Annotated in this window: 11 protein-coding genes; 7 read left to right on the forward strand and 4 right to left on the reverse strand. The window is 55.4% G+C overall.

Going from position 1 to position 16025, the window contains the following annotated elements:
* Window positions 1–49 precede the first annotated feature (49 nt).
* The 7 genes from pilH to KHS78_RS02545 all read left to right on the forward strand — a co-directional run bounded on the left by pilH (window position 50) and on the right by KHS78_RS02545 (window position 11663).
* Window positions 50–415 carry a twitching motility response regulator PilH gene (pilH, locus tag KHS78_RS02515; protein WP_211824849.1) on the forward strand — a complete coding sequence of 122 codons (366 nt, stop codon included), beginning with the start codon at window positions 50–52 and terminating at the stop codon, window positions 413–415.
* 117 nt (window positions 416–532) lie between these two features.
* Complete coding sequence (locus KHS78_RS02520) at window positions 533–1075, forward strand: chemotaxis protein CheW (protein ID WP_211824851.1); 543 nt, start codon at window positions 533–535, stop codon at window positions 1073–1075.
* 192 nt (window positions 1076–1267) lie between these two features.
* Window positions 1268–3247, forward strand: a complete 1980-nt coding sequence (locus KHS78_RS02525; protein WP_425513955.1) for a methyl-accepting chemotaxis protein — start codon at window positions 1268–1270, stop codon at window positions 3245–3247.
* 31 nt (window positions 3248–3278) lie between these two features.
* Window positions 3279–4124 carry a CheR family methyltransferase gene (locus KHS78_RS02530; protein WP_281416976.1) on the forward strand — a complete coding sequence of 282 codons (846 nt, stop codon included), beginning with the start codon at window positions 3279–3281 and terminating at the stop codon, window positions 4122–4124.
* A 70-nt stretch (window positions 4125–4194) separates the two neighbouring features.
* Entirely contained in the window at window positions 4195–10155 is a 5961-nt protein-coding gene (locus KHS78_RS02535; protein ID WP_211824857.1) for an Hpt domain-containing protein, read from the forward strand.
* A complete protein-coding gene (locus tag KHS78_RS02540; RefSeq protein WP_246506061.1) occupies window positions 10148–11167 on the forward strand; it encodes a chemotaxis protein CheB in 1020 nt (339 codons plus the stop codon). The genes KHS78_RS02535 and KHS78_RS02540 overlap by 8 nt, the downstream gene beginning before the upstream one ends.
* 31 nt (window positions 11168–11198) lie before the next feature.
* Complete coding sequence (locus KHS78_RS02545; RefSeq protein WP_211824861.1) at window positions 11199–11663, forward strand: chemotaxis protein CheW; 465 nt, start codon at window positions 11199–11201, stop codon at window positions 11661–11663.
* 15 nt (window positions 11664–11678) lie between these two features.
* Here the strand turns inward: KHS78_RS02545 and KHS78_RS02550 are convergent, their stop codons facing one another.
* The 4 genes from KHS78_RS02550 to KHS78_RS02565 all read right to left on the reverse strand — a co-directional run bounded on the left by KHS78_RS02550 (window position 11679) and on the right by KHS78_RS02565 (window position 15879).
* On the reverse strand, window positions 11679–12539 hold the full coding sequence (locus KHS78_RS02550) for an alpha/beta hydrolase (RefSeq protein WP_211824863.1): 861 nt from the start codon (window positions 12537–12539) through the stop codon (window positions 11679–11681).
* Between the two features lie 12 nt (window positions 12540–12551).
* Window positions 12552–14411 carry an Lnb N-terminal periplasmic domain-containing protein gene (locus tag KHS78_RS02555; RefSeq protein WP_211824865.1) on the reverse strand — a complete coding sequence of 620 codons (1860 nt, stop codon included), beginning with the start codon at window positions 14409–14411 and terminating at the stop codon, window positions 12552–12554.
* A 104-nt stretch (window positions 14412–14515) separates the two neighbouring features.
* Window positions 14516–15001, reverse strand: a complete 486-nt coding sequence (locus KHS78_RS02560) for a DUF3015 domain-containing protein (protein WP_211824866.1) — start codon at window positions 14999–15001, stop codon at window positions 14516–14518.
* A gap of 149 nt (window positions 15002–15150) precedes the next feature.
* On the reverse strand, window positions 15151–15879 hold the full coding sequence (locus tag KHS78_RS02565; protein WP_211824867.1) for a 16S rRNA (uracil(1498)-N(3))-methyltransferase: 729 nt from the start codon (window positions 15877–15879) through the stop codon (window positions 15151–15153).
* Between the last annotated feature and the right edge of the window lie 146 nt (window positions 15880–16025).

The raw sequence follows: 16025 nt of genomic DNA on the forward strand, positions 1-16025 counted from the left end.
GCATCCCAACTTGTCTCATGGGAATGCGTGAAGAAATACCGGGGGAACCATGGCGCGTGTACTGATTGTTGATGACTCTCCAACAGAAACGGCGATTCTGGAAAAGGTCCTGAAAAACCACGGGCATGAAGTGCTCAAGGCCGACAATGGCGCCGATGGCGTCGCCCTGTGTCGGGCTGAAAAGCCGGATGCGGTGTTGATGGATATCGTGATGCCTGGCCTGAATGGTTTCCAGGCGACGCGCCAGCTATCACGGGATCAGGAAACCAGCCATATTCCGGTCATTATTGTGACCACTAAAGATCAGGAAACGGATCGGGTCTGGGGTGAGCGCCAAGGCGCCAAGGGGTATCTGACCAAGCCGGTGGAAGCATCCCATCTGATTCAGAAGCTGCAAGATGTCATGGCCGCGTGAAGCGGCCCCTCACATACGGGTTGACATGATAACGATAACAAGTGTGCAAACCGTGCTTTTCTCTTCCTCTCCCTGCTCTGTGCAGGGTTTCGTGGTTTTGGACTGGCGAGGCCGGGTATGAGTACACCGTTTGAGCTGTTGCTTGACCTTGACCAGCGCGCCCGTGCCAACAGTGACGGTTTGCCTGCCCAGCAGGACCTGAAACAGTACTGGAGCGGTGTGGGTTTCTCACTGGCCGGAGAGCGTTGTGTGGCGCCTCTGTCTGAGGTGGCGGAAATTCTCCACGTGCCTGACAGCATTACGATGGTGCCCGGCGTGAAATCCTGGATAAAGGGCGTGGCCAACAGTCGTGGACGCCTGCTGCCCGTTATGGATCTGGGTGAATTTCTGGGGTTGGAGCCTTCGTCTGCCAGTACCACCCGTCGCATCCTGGTGCTTGAGCAGGGTGATCTGATCTGCGGCCTGATTGTCGATGGTGTTCAGGGCATGCAGCATTTTGAAGCGGATACTTTTTCTGACTGTATACCGGCCAGTACGTCGGAGGCACTGCAGCCATTGCTGGCGGGCAGCTACCAGCGGGAAGCGTCCTACCTGGTGTTCAGTCTTTTCACGCTGGCAGAACATGCCAGTTTCATGCAGGTGGCGCTGGAGACTGCCTGACAGTCGGACAGCGTAGAGTGTCTCTGGGGAACGGCTCGCTACAGAGCCCTGACTGAATAAAGCAAGAACAATGACTTCCAGGCCAGCGGGGGCCAGAGAGAAATGAAAGGCAAAGCAAAAGCAGCAAGCGGATCGCAGACAAACGGTGTCATCCTGACCCTGTTTGTTGTGTTGTTCCTGTCACTGGTTGCGATGATTGGGGCGTTCTGGCTGATCAACAAGCAGTCGACGCAGGACAAGGAATACATCGCTCACGCGGGTGAATTGCGGGTTCTGTCGCAGCAGATAGCGAAGAACGCGACGGAAGCTGTATCGGGTAAATCCGAGGCCTTCCCGTTGCTCAAGCGGGCGCGGGATGAGTTCCAGCGACGTTACAACTATCTGCAGTCTGGCGATCCATCCATGGGCCTGCCTGCTGCTGGCGGACAGTCTCCCGTGGTTGCTGAACAGATGCAGGGCGTGACCACGACCTGGAACCGTGTCCGGCAGAATACCGACAACATTCTGGAAAGCCAGGAAACGGTACTTTCACTCCATGACGTTGCTGCCACCCTGGCAGAAACCATTCCCCAGCTCCAGGTGGAATACGATGAAGTGGTGGAAATCCTGCTGGAAACCGAAGCGCCGGCTGAGCAGATTTCCGTGGCCCAGCGTCAGCCCTGGTTGGCAGAGCGTATCGTTCGAAGCGTCAGCAAGGTACTTGAAGGTGGCGAGGATTCCGTGATGGCGGCCGACAGTTTTGGTCGTGACGCCAAGTTGTTTGGACGGGTTCTGAACGGGATGCTGGAAGGCAACATCGCCATGAATATTTCTCAGGTGGAAGATGAAGAAGCCATCGACCGTCTAGTGGAAATTGCCGATCTGTTTGAATTCGTTTCGGGCTCGGTGGATGAGATTCTGGAAACCTCGCCGGAACTGTTCCTGGTACGTGAAGCCTCCGACCAGATCTTTGTGAATTCACAGCAGCTGCTGAAAAATACCTCAGACCTGGCCATGACATTCGAGCATCTGGCTGATCAGCGCTCAGTGATTCAGGGTAATGAGCTGACCGTTGCAGCCCCCGGTCTTATAGCACTGGGCGCAATCCTGTTGATTGGTCTGGTCATGGTGGGTGGTACCCGCCGTCGTCTGGCTGAAACCGCTGCCAGTAATGAAGCGAACCAGGCCGCGATCCTGCGACTGCTGGACGAACTGGCTGATCTGGCCGATGGTGACCTGACTGTTACCGCGACCGTAACCGAAGATTTCACTGGCGCGATTGCCGACTCCATTAACTTCTCCATCGAACAGCTCCGGGCGTTGGTTAACACCATCAACGACACCGCTGTGCAGGTTGCCAGCGCGGCGGATGAAACCCAGACCACGGCGAAACACCTGGCCGAGGCGGCGGAACACCAGGCGCAGGAGATTGCCGGTGCCTCCGCGGCGATCAATGAGATGGCGGTTTCCATCGATCAGGTATCTGCCAACTCTTCTGAATCCGCAGCGGTTGCTGAGCGGTCGGTTGACCTGGCCAACAAGGGTAACGAGTTGGTACAGAACACCATCTCGGGCATGGATACCATCCGTGAGCAGATTCAGGATACCTCGAAGCGTATCAAGCGACTGGGTGAATCCTCTCAGGAGATCGGTGATATCGTTTCCCTGATCAACGACATTGCGGATCAGACCAACATTCTGGCACTGAATGCGGCGATCCAGGCTTCCATGGCCGGTGAAGCAGGCCGGGGCTTCGCGGTGGTTGCGGACGAAGTTCAGCGTCTGGCGGAACGGGCATCTGCGGCAACCAAGCAGATTGAAGGCCTGGTTAAAACCATCCAGACCGACACTAACGAAGCCGTTATCTCCATGGAACAGACCACCTCGGAAGTTGTGCGGGGTGCAGGTCTGGCCCAGGATGCCGGTGTGGCGCTGGAAGATATCGAGCAGGTTTCCAACAGTCTCTCGACCCTGATCCAGAACATCTCCAACGCAGCACGGCAGCAGTCGTCTTCTGCGGGTCATATTTCCAATACGATGAACGTTATCCAGGAGATCACGTCCCAGACATCGGCCGGTACCAATGCGACCGCACGGTCCATCGGTAACCTGGCGAATATGGCCAGTGGCATGCGGCAGTCGGTGGCGGGCTTCAAGCTCCCGGAGTCGCCGGTTGATTCGTTGGAATCCTGAGCGCATGACGCCGGAGTAGCATGATATGTCCATGCCCCGCTGGTCAGTGCAGCCCGTGCCGGAAATGACGCCGGAACAGTACGACAAATGGCAGAATCTGCTTGAAGGACGTACCGGTAACCATATCAGCTGGCAGCATCGCTCCATCCTGCAGGCCAATCTGGCCGGCCGGATGCGCGAGCTTGGGTTGAGCGATTACGACACCTACTACGAGCGGGTCACGGCGGCTGACGGTTCCCTGGAATGGACGACATTGGTTGAACGGTTGACGGTGCATGAAACCCGCTTTTTCAGACACCCTCCGTCGTTTGACTTGATGACGTCCTTTCTGGAACAGCGTATTGCTGAAAAGCAACAGTCAGGCCTTGAGTTGTGGAGCGTAGGTTGCTCCACCGGTGAGGAAACCTGGTCGCTGGCCATGACGGTCTGTCAGCTGTTGCGCCAAAGCAAACAGGTGATTCGCTATAGCGTAACGGGCACGGATATCAGCCTCAAGGCGCTGGCACAGGCGCGACAGGGGGAATATGCCCGGCGGCGTCTGGGGGATCTCTCACCAGAATTACAGCAACGTTATTTCGAAGAATGTGCGGGAAGTACCCTGAGAATAGCGCCCCTGCTGCGTGAGCGTGTCTGCTTCACCCGCGTCAATGTGCTGGATCTGGAGCGGGCACCCATGCGCAATATGGACGTCATTTGTTGCCAGAACCTGCTGATCTATTTCAGGCCCTGGCGTCGGCGGATCATTCTTGGGCAGCTGGCGGAGCGGCTGGCGCCCGGCGGGCTTCTGGTTCTGGGGCCGGGTGAAATCACAGACTGGACGCATCCGGATCTGCAACAGGTCAACAATGATCAGGTACTGGCTTTTTATCGCCTGTGACCAGCCAAGGCTGGTGTGACCTGCAGTAAATAACTTAGGTGCAGCAAGGCTGCAACCAACGGGAGACATTATGGGGGATCACCACGATTACGTCGCCCTCGACTGGGTGAAAGGTGAGATCAGTGACACCCTGACACAGGCGCGTCAGTCGCTGGAAGCGTATGTCGACAGTGTGCAGTCTGGCGAACAGGATGATACCCGACTGCGTTTCTGCCTGAACTATATCCATCAGGTCCATGGCACGTTGACCATGGTGGAGTTCTATGGCGCGGCCCTGTTGGCGGAAGAAATGGAAGCGCTCACCCGCGCCCTGCTGGACGGCTCGGTCGCGAACCGGGATGAGGCGCTGGAAGTGCTGATGCAGTCCATCCTGCAGATTCCCCCCTATCTTGAACAGGTCTACCGTGGTCGACGGGATCTGCCGGTGGTGGTCATGCCGGTGCTGAATGATCTTCGGGCGGCCCGAGGTGAGAACCTGCTGTCTGAGACATCCCTGTTCACCCCTCACCTGGGCTCTCCTGTACCGGCAGTGATCGGTGATCAGCTTAAACCGTTCAGAAACCCCAAGCTGTCGGCTTTCCTGAAAAAATTGCGTCAGATGTACCAGATGGCGCTGGTCGGCTACATCAAGGGACTCAAAACCGAGGAGAACCTTGGGTATCTCCTGAAGGTCTCTGAGCGTCTTAAGACGTTGCTGGAAGGGACACCGGCTGGTTTGTTGTGGCCTGTTGTGTCTGCGTTGCTGGAAGGTCTCGCGACCGGTGGCTGCAAAAACACCTCAACGGTAAGAAATCTGTTAAGGCAGGTGGATGCAGAAATCCGCTGCCTGATTGAGGAAGGTGAAACCGCGGTAAACCGGACGGTGCCCGAAGATTTACTGAAAAACCTGCTGTACTACGTGGCCCGTTCAACCGATAAGGGGCCGCTGACGGAAGCGATCCAGTCGCAGTATCGGCTCAATGACGCTTTGCCGGATGAGAATACGGTGTCACTGGAACGTCAACGGCTACATGGGCCGGATAACGCTGCGATGTCATCGGTGATCAAGGCGGTGTCCGATGAACTGATGTCAGTCAAGGATGCTCTGGATCTATACGTCCGCAGCCCGGGTAATGACCGGGAACTGGTGAAAGCACAATTGCCGGTGCTCAGTCAGGTAGCGGATACCATGGGCGTTCTGGGTCTGGGCATTCCCCGTAAGGTGATCCAGGACCAGGTCGATATCCTGAGCCGCATGGTGAATGAGGATCGCTATGACGGCAACGTCCTGATGGATGTGGCAGGGAGCCTGCTCTACGCAGAAGCGACCCTGGCTGGCATGACGCAGGAAAAACCGGCGACAGTCAGCACATCCAATGTGCCGGAAGCGGATCTTGCCAGTGCTCACCAGGCGGTCATCCAGGAGGCGCGCAGCGGACTGGAACAGGCGAAAGACGCCATTGTCGATTATATCGCCTCGCAGTGGGATACCCGCTGCCTGGCGCCAGTGCCCGACGTACTGGCCAGTGTTCGCGGTGGTCTGGCTATGATTCCGCTGGAGCGTGCCGCGCAGCAGGTGGCAGCGGCGTCGCAGTATGTGGAACAGGAGCTGCTGAGTGGTCGTGCAGAACCGGCCTGGCAGTCGCTGGATACACTGGCAGACGCCATTGCCGGGGTGGAGTATTACCTTGAACGTCTCCTGGATGATCAGCAGAGCCAGGGAGACGTTATTCTGGATGTTGTGGATGAGAGCCTGAATCGATTGGGTTACCGTCCAGATAATGCGTCGACGGAAGTACCGTCCGACGAGATTATCGAAGAGATTGTACTGGCTTCTTATGAGCCTTTAGCGGTTTCGCCTGAGTCGGTCGATAGTGCAACGTCAGAGCAGACCGACGACCTCATCGATGACGACCTGCTGGAAGTCTTCATAGAGGAAGCCCAGGAGGTCCGTGAAACACTGGCCGAATACTTCCCACGCTGGCAAGCGGATCGTACTGATGCGGATTCACTGGCAGAGTTCCGGCGGGGTTTCCATACACTGAAAGGCAGTGGTCGTATGGTGGGCGCCACGGTTGTCGGTGAACTGGCCTGGAGCATTGAAAACATGCTCAACAAAGTCATCGATGGTTCCATTGATCCCACTGATGCGCAGGTTTCACTGGTTGATCGAGTGATTGCGCTGCTTCCCTCGATGATGGCTGCTTTCGCAGAAAAACGACAGTGGTTATCACCGGATATTCAGTCCTTGATGGATGAAGCGGACTGTTATGCCCGCGGAGAAAGCTGGACACCCATCGAACTACCCCCCACTGTTCCTGAGACTCAGGCTGTCGATGATAGCGCAGCTGAGCAAGCGGAATCGGAAGCGGATCTGCTGGATATCTTCCGCAAGGAAGCCGTGGTTCATCTTCAGGTTATTAATGATTTTATTGCTGAATCCAATGAGCGGCAGGTTGCCCTGGATATCAGTGATGCGCTGCAGCGATCACTGCATACCCTGAAGGGGAGCGCCAGCATGGCCGGTATCACGCCGGTGGCAGAGGTAGTGACACCGCTGGAGAAAATGATCAAGGCATTCCAGGCACACAACATCGTTGCCGATGAGCCTGTGCTGGCCTTGCTGAATCATGGCGGCCTGTTGATACAGGATGGTCTGGATCAGCTGGATCAGCTGGATCAGCTGGATGCCAACCCGCTGTCGGCATTGGCTGGGGCGAATGAACTCCTTAAGGAAATACAGCTGCTGCAGTCTGAGCGGTTAGCGGATATTGATGAGAAAGAACAGACTTCTGGTCCTCGCCAGGAACCAAAGTCCGTTGCCCTGTTTCTGGCCGAAGGGGTCGACCTGCTGCTGGAGGCCAATGACACGCTGGTCCACTGGAATCATCAGCAGGATACAGAGACTGCCCAGGCGCTGCTCAATGCCTTGATTACGGTGAGTGATAGCGCGAAACGGGTGGATATTGAACCACTGGCGACATTGGCAGACAGCCTCATTGAACTCTATCAGCGTATTCTGCAACGCCAGATTACGATGGATGATGACCTGGTGCAGCTGTTACGGGATAGCCATGAGCACCTGATTGCGATGATGGATCAGCTGGCGGCTCAACAGACACCTACCGGTTCTCAGCCGCTGTTGGATCGGATTACAGTCCTGCTGCAGGATAGTGCGTCGATGGCTTCAGATGATGAGGCTAACGACAACACCGCTTCTGCTGAGACCGTTGAAAAGAGCGATACCGCGTCGGATGACATGGATCAGGAGCTGATTGCCCTGTTCCTGGATGAGGCAACGGACATCCTCGATGAGGCGTCACGTGACCTTTACCGTTGGCTGGAATATCCAGACGACCAGAGCTGCCTGCAGGCACTCCAGCGCCACCTCCACACCTTGAAGGGCGGTGCGCGAATGGCGGGTGTCACCGCCATCGGTGATCTGGGTCATGAACTGGAATATCTCTATGAAGACCTGAGTAAAGCGCGGCTTTCTGCTTCACAGGAGCTGATCAACCTTCTGTTGCGCACCCATGACACTCTGGATGAAATGCTCAGCCAGCTGCGTTCTAACAACGTGTGTCGTTCGGCAGAAGACCTGCGCATCCTGATTCATGAATTCAGGGGCGGTAAGACCGATGATGATATTCCAACAAAAGAGGCGCAGGAGAATAGCCAGCTATTAGCTCCCGAGCCTGTATCTGTTGCACTGCCTGATGGGCTGGATCCGGAAATGGCCGGTATCTTCCTGGAAGAGGCGACGGATCTGCTGGAGCAGATAGAAGAGCAGGTGGCTGCCTGGCAGTCAGATACCGCCAACATGATGCCGGCAGAAGAGCTGATGCGGGCGCTCCATACCCTCAAGGGTAGCGCCCGAATGGCCGGGCTGGGTGATTTGGGTGATGCCAGTCATCAGATGGAAGTAGTAGTTGAAGGGCTGCAGCAGAAAGGGAGTATCAGTAAGGATGAAATTCGTGGACTGAGCACTGATGCTGAACAGTTGCAGCGCCTGGTTGAGGGTGTTGCATCAAGCTTTGGACAGTCTGATGAATCGGTTGCTACCGCACAGGTACCGGAAGTATCAGAAACGCCTGATCCGGTTGAACCGAATCGGAAAATTGCGGATGTCCTCTCATTCCCGCAGCCTGATGATAATCAAGTGCCGTTCATCAAAGCGCCGGCTTTTCTTTCATCAGGACAAGCTGCAGGTAATAACGCGGTTGAAGTGTCCGCCCGTGAAATGGTGCGTGTACCTGCGGAACTGCTCGAACAGCTGGTTAACCTGGCCGGTGAAACCAGTATCAGCCGGGCACGGATAGAGCAGCAGATCAGCGACTTCAGCTATACCCTTCAGGAAATGCACGACACCATCGAGCGTCTGCGGGAGCAGCTGCGGCGTCTGGATATTGAAACCCAGAGCCAGATTCTCTCCCGCCATGAAGGGGAACTGGCAGACCATCCTGAGTTTGATCCTCTGGAAATGGACCAGTATTCCGAATTGACCCAGCTGTCGCGCTCGCTGGTGGAATCGGCGACGGACTTGATGGATCTCAAGGATGCACTGGCAGACCGTAACCGGGATTCCGAAACCCTGATTACGCAGCAGGCCCGGATCAATACCGAGTTGCAGGAAGGGTTGATGCGGACCCGCATGGTGCCCTTCTCCCGCCTGCTGCCGCGTTTACGCCGGATTGTCAGGCAGGTGTCGTCAGAACTGGGTAAGGATGTGGAGCTCAAGGTAGAAAATGCTGAGGGCGAAATGGACCGGAGCGTCATGGAGCGGATGCTGGCGCCGCTGGAGCATATGCTCAGGAATGCGGTCGACCACGGTATTGAAAGTGCGGAGGCGCGAACCCGCAAGGGCAAGCCCTCCACCGGCCAGATCAGCCTGGTGTTCGGCCGTGAAGGTGGCGATATTGTTCTGAGCCTCCGTGATGACGGTAAAGGACTGAACCCCGACGCCATTAGGGAGAAAGCGCTGGCGCGAGGCCTGCTGGCATCAGGCGCGGATGTCAGTGATGCTGACGTCACCCGACTGATTCTTGAACCCGGTTTCAGTACGGCGGAGAAAGTTACCCAGATATCCGGTCGTGGTGTCGGTCTGGATGTGGTGAACAGTGAGCTTAAGCAGCTCGGTGGTCGTCTGGATATTCATTCTGATCAGGATGCCGGTACCACGTTTGATGTTCGGCTGCCCTTTACCCTGTCCGTCAACCGGGCGTTGATGGTGAATCAGGGGGAAGAGGTGTATGCCGTCCCACTCAATACCATTGAGGGTATAGTGCGTGTCAGTCCGAAAGACTTGCAGACCGGTTATGACAGCGGCCTGTTCGAGTATGCCGGGCGTAGCTACCGACTCCATTATCTCGGCGAAATGTTCGGCAAAGGCCAACCCCTTCTGGCGCAGATGACGCAGGATGTTCCGGTGTTGCTGGTCCATTCCGGTGATACCAGTGTTGCCTTGCAGATCGACGGCCTGTCAGCCAGCCGGGAAATCGTCGTGAAAAGCCTGGGTCCGCAGTTTGCGAAGTTACCGGGCATTTCCGGCGCGACGATTCTTGGGGATGGTCGGGTCGTGATCATTCTGGATGTTGCGGCGCTGGCGCTCAGGATGCTGGCGCGTACGACTACGGCTGAACCTCAGGCTGAGCCTGTCGCTGCACCGGAAAGCCATGATGAGAAGGCACTGATCATGGTGGTGGATGACTCGGTTACCGTCCGTAAGGTCACCACCCGCCTGCTGGGTCGGCATGGTTACGACACACTGGTGGCACGGGACGGTGTGGAAGCCATGGCCCTGCTACAGGACCAGCGGCCTGACCTGATTCTGCTCGATATCGAAATGCCGAGAATGGATGGCTTTGAGGTCGCCACCGCGGTGCGGAATGATCCTGCATTGTCGGGTATACCGATCATCATGATTACGTCCAGAACCGGCACCAAGCACCGTCAGCGTGCCATGGAAATCGGTGTCAACGATTACATGGGCAAGCCGTTCCAGGAAGGGCCGTTGCTGGAAGCCATCGAGGGGCTGGTCAGTGTCTATGGCTGAGAGCGGCGGTGTCGGCATTATTGCGGATACGTCGCTGCAGCGGCATGCCATACGCATGTTGCTGCTGGAAGCGGGGTACCCCGTCATTGCCACACTGGCAACGGAAGGGTGTACAACCGGTGCGCTGGAGGATGCCCGGGTCAGTCTCTGGGTTGTTGATCTGGAAGATGAGAACAATCGTGAATTCCTGCTGGAATCATTGCCGGATCTCTCCCGGGCGCCTGTGCTTTACGGCCTTGGTAAGGCACCGGCCAGAAACAGTACGGACTATTCACGTTGGCAGCGTCGTTTGTTGACGAAGCTGAAAGCCTTGATTCCGGTAACGCCAAAGACAAAAGCGGATCCACCCAAAGGCCAGGGTAAGGTTTTACCCTGGCCCTTAAAGCCGGTTTCGCGTCAACGCACCCGGCATCGACCGGCTGATGAGGTCTGGGTGCTAGGGGCGTCACTGGGCGGACCGGAAGCCGTGAAAGTCTTTCTGGACAGCCTGCCTGAAGATTTGCCGGTGGCCTTTATCTATGCCCAGCATATCGACAGGGCGTTTTCCCAGGTACTGGCAGCGACGATTGCACGACACAGTTCCTTTGATGTGGTCACTGCGGATGAGGGGCAGCAGCTCCATCAGGGGGAAGTGTTGCTGGCGCCAGTTGAACAGGTCATAGATATTGACGACAACCGGCGTGTTCGGTTGCTCAGCAGGGGATGGAGTGGTCCTTACAGCCCATCTATTGATGAAGTGATGGCGCTGACGCGCCTGGCCTGGCCGGTCAGTGGTGCGATTATCTTTTCCGGCATGGGAGAGGATGGCCTGGTAGAGGCTGGCAACTATGTGCAGGAAGGGCTTCCCGTCTGGACGCAGAGTCTGGACAACGCAGTCAGCGAAGTGATGCCGGGGGCAATACAAACCGCCGGTTTCAGCAGTTTTTCCGGCACGCCCGAACAACTGGCGCAGCAGTTGGTGAACCGAATCGCTCGCCAGGCAGCAGCAAGGCGGGAAGAATGTCCCGCATAACTCAGACGACAATAGAAAACAGGACAGGATCATGAGTAACAGCCAGGAAACGTTGTCAGCGTTACTTATCCCGGTTTCGGGGAATGCCCTTCTGGTGCCGAGTGCGGCATTGGCTGAAATGATTCCTTTCTCAACGTTGGAAGGCATGGAAGAAGGACCCGAGTGGCTACTGGGGCAGATAAGCTGGCGTGATCAGACGATTCCTGTCGTTTCGTTTGAACGCGCCAATGGCGAAGCTTTAGCCGAGAGCAGCGATAGCGCCCGGCTCGCTATCATGAACCGCGTCAGTGACAAGGGCGATTTACGCTTCTACGCACTGGTTGTTCAGGGAATACCCCACCCATTGAGTGTCACGCCTGCTGATATCACGCACCGTGACAAAGAACCCGGTGACTACGAGAAAGCCTGCGTCATTGTGCATGGAACGCCTGCTGTCATTCCTGACCTGGATGGGATTGAAACAGGGATTGATGAAGTCATGACCGTCAGCAGCTAAGCGTACCGTACCTTTCTAGAGATGATGGTCCTGTAGAAACTGTAAGACGCTGCTTCGGTTTTCCCGCTGGCCGAATGTTGCGATATGCGGCCCCCTTGCCTCCAGCCACTGCTTTCGTGTGTAGCTTTTGTCATATAGCTTGCGGGACTGGGCTGTCGGAATAATCTCATCCTCAATACTGTGAATCACCAGTAGTGGTTTTTTCAGTTTCTGAATATGTTGTTCAGCATCCCATTGCGCGGGTACCAGATAAGTCCCTGGTAATAGCGGCCAGGTCTGCCATTGGCGGGACATGGCGTAGCGGGCCATTCCTGGCCAGCTGGCGAAAGGGGCATCCAGTACAACAGCGCTGAACGCATCCTGATGGTTGGTCTGGCTGATCCATGTGGCACCCAGTGCGCCGCCGATGCTTTGCCCCAGTAAATACAGGGGCTTCTGTCGAACGCTTTCCTGTGTCTGCAGCCAGATAGCAGCGGCATCAATATCCTGAAAAACCTCGGGTAGTTTGGGGTTACCTTCAGAATGGCCGAATCCTCGGTAATCCAGCATAAAGACGTTATAGCCCTGCCTGGGAAGCCAGGCGATGCTGTGAATATGGGTGCTGATATTCTCTGCATTACCGTGCAGGAATAGGATAGTGCCGAGTACCTCACCAGTATCTGGATCGGGCTGTGCCGGCAGCCACCAGTTTTTCAGGGTGGTATTGTCACGGGTTTTCAACTCAACGGGCTGCCAGGCAAGGTTGAGCTGATCCGGCGTCAGCCGGTAACCGCTTTCCGGAAAGAAGTAGAGCCTTGTCAGGTTCTGGCAGCCTGACAATAAGCTGGTCAACAATGCCATGGTCAGTGTCAGCGTATAGAGAGTCTTTCGTTTCATTATCGTCCCTGATCAGAAATAGTGGCGCCAGCTTAACGACAATTCATGGTTATTGAATGCATCCTGGTCTTCATAGCGCACATCAAGGCGCAGGCCATTGTTACGATTCAGTTCCCAGTGCTGTCCCAGGGAGACTGTTGAGCGCAACTCACCATTGAGGAATTGATCCAGCTGCCATTCCAGCCGCCAGTTACCCAGCGGGTTACGGCTGCTGAACCCGGTATTGATACCGGGCGCCAGTTGCATATTGCGATCGAAGCCACTGTTATGCTCAAGGCGCAGGGTTGCCAGGCCAAACCACTGACTATTGGCGGTCATCGGTAATGTGATGCCAGCCCCACCGTTAATATGGGCTGCTAGGTGTTCCTTGCCATCGGAGCCGGGCTGACGCTCCAACCCTGTCTGGATTTGCCAGGATAGCGGCTGGAAGAATCGATCCCGGGGATACTGGGAGCGGATTGAGATGATATCCAATTGCTCGAGTTGCCAGTAATTGTCCTCGTAGCCCCTGATGCGCAAATCGCCAAAGGTGATCTCGGCGCCTTGAGGGAAGCCTTCACGATTATCTAACAGGTCGTGATAGGTAAAACGTCCTTGAAGCTCAACATAATTGCCAAGGCCTTTGTGATGGCCGGCGCCCAACGCCAACATCGAAGTGTCATGCCCTTGTTCCGGTTTCTCCGGCGCCACTGGTGGGGTTATGTTATGCGGCGGAAGCCGGTTGAGTCCCCGCAACAACGCCAGGCTGTTTCTTGCGTTTTCTGGTGATCGAAACTGCTTGTTCACCTCGTAACGCAGGTATTTGTAGGATGACTGGATCATCCGTGCCTGTCGTTGTTCTGACAAATGGGCGACAGCCTCGCTATCCGTTAAGTCCGGATCCAGTGCCATTTCGTAAACGAGGGTTTGTTCCGGCGGGGTCAGTGGCGCGAGGTAGTGGTGCAGGGTCGTGGCGTTGGAGGGGCGATAATGTACGTTCTGAACCAGATCTGCATCCAGCACGGCTCTGACAGTATCCACAGGAATGGCTGCTACAGGAAAATGGCTGGTCAGGTCGAGGTCTGGATTCGCCAGTTCCAGTAACTCCAGCAGACGGAAACTGCAGTTTTCATCAATGAAATAGTAATCAAAGCGGATATCTCGCAATTCCCAGATATGACTGCTGATAAACGCGGTTTGTTCAGGCGACAGGTTCAATCGGTATTCCCAGATATCCCGGTTTTCCAGGCGATTGTATTCCTGCAGTTTCCGGTAATAGGGCATCATGGCGAACTTGCCCGGATAACCGCCCGCGACCCCTTTCCAGGCGTAGAGAATGGAATTGTCTTCCCCTTCCGGTGTGGCGCCAAAGTTAACCGCCCAAGAGAGCCACAGGGAGTCCTCAGCAATGTTTTCCGGATCAAAGCGCAGGAACGTATGCCCGAACATGGACGACGGGCTGTTCATATACGCGGCCGGGAAAGCCAGCGTGACAGAATGCGCCTGCAGTTGTTGACGCCAGTTGTCGTATTCAGGGCAGGACAGGGAGGAAAAGGTATAGCCCTGCTCAGTCAGCCACTGGTAGCGCGCCTGAAAACGACAAGCCTGACTGTTTGCCGTTTGCTCCGGTTGTGAGAACAGCTGGATGGTTGCTGCCAGCTCAGCCTGAGGGTTGTTATCCCCGTCTTTGCTCAGGAAAAACGCGGGATCATCCACATAACTGGTGTAACCGGAAGGGTTCATCAGGCTGGAGTGATAATGCCCCAGCTTGAGCCACATTGGGGAGCGCGCCAATGGTTCGATGGCAGGCGTAGCGAGGGCGGCCGTAGAAAACAGGCACAGCAACATGGCCGGTAGCTGCCTGACCAGGACGGAAATCAAAAAGCGCGACATGGATAGGTAGAACCGGTTGCTCTGTTATCGGACGAATGAAACGTCTGGTTATTAAAAAGACAGCCATCTTTTAAAGACAGCTGTCTTTGATCAGCGAAACGCTATCAGGATGCAATGTACTTGGACAGTTGCTCGTCATTGTTCATGACAACTGCCAGATTATTTACGACCTGATCCGCCGTTACGTCAGCACTCGGGAAGATCTGGTTGAAGTTCTCGTGAGTGATAGATGCAAAACGAGCACGGTCTTCCTGCTCAATACCGATCATGACGGCAACCGCATTCAGGGCTTCACCGTTTCCGCGCGCCATGTCTTCGGACAGTTCGTCCATCATGTAGGCAACATTGATCATCTTGTCACCGCGGTAGGTCAGCGGCGCAGAGGTCTGGCAGCCGTTGGTGCCGGAGGTCATGCCGAAGGTCGCGTTGCCGGAGGTACCGTTGGTGGTATAGGCGACAACGTGAGTCGGCGTGCCGGCTTGGCCTTCAAACAGCATGTTGCCCCATCCGCAGCTTGGACCACCGGGGGCAGCTGCCATAACGGAAGAAGAAGCGGCAACCAGAGCAGCGGTTAAAACGATTTTTTTCATGAGAAATACCTTGGTGTGTTCTTAAAAGCGATTGCATCCTGCAGTCAGGGTATGGCCCTGTGCCTGTCAAGTGTTAGCTTTTTTGGACAAATGGTCAATTACATAAAATTTGTCGTTTACTTAGAAAAATTTGCCAGATGTGAACTCTCTCAATTCCAGTCACCCCAGAGGTATTGAAGAACAGCGGCAGCGGCAACTGGTGCCGTTTCTGTTCGCATGACTCTCGGCCCCAGCGCTAGTGGATGAAAGCCCCGTTCCTGAGCCTGCTCTATCTCGATTGTGGTCAAGCCACCTTCTGGCCCGATCAGTAGTGAGACAGACTGTGGACGATCAAAGCCTTTGAGTTGCTTTTCAGTTCGATGGTGCAGCACAAAATTCAGATCGGTATTCCGGTTATTAAGCCAGGTATCCAGTGATACGGGAGCATGGATAGTAGGAACACGATTCCGCCCACACTGTTCACAGGCGCTGATCGCGACTTGCTGCCAGTGTTGCAGACGCTTTTCCTGACGCTCACTGCTCAGCTTAACCTCACACCGTTCGCTGAAGAGTAAGGTGATATCTGTTACCCCCAGTTCTGTTGCCTTCTGTATCGCGTAGTCCATCCGCTCGCCACGACTGAGGCACTGTCCTAATTCAATCCGGAGAGGCGATTCACTATCGCCAGGCAGTTGTTCCAGTGTTTTTACGCCCACCTGTTTCTTGCTGACACAGGTTATTTCAGCCTGCCAGCTATGACCTTCACCATTAAACAGGATCAGTGGATCACCGGGGCGCATGCGAAGCACTTTGCCAACATGGTTGGCTGCACTGTCTGTCAGCGTTATATCACGGTTTGCACACAGGGGTTGAGGAGTGTGGATTCGAGGGTTTCTCATAACAAAAGAGAGAATACGTGAGCCTTAGATGCTGCATATCTTATATCATTAGGCTGAGTGAACCATCGTCAATTCATTACGCCTATTACTAGAGGCGTAGAGTTTTAGTGCCATATTGGGATAATACCCTTCAGTAGGATTTCAAA

This window comes from Kistimonas asteriae, assembly GCF_018263925.1.
GTDB lineage: Bacteria > Pseudomonadota > Gammaproteobacteria > Pseudomonadales > Endozoicomonadaceae > Kistimonas > Kistimonas asteriae.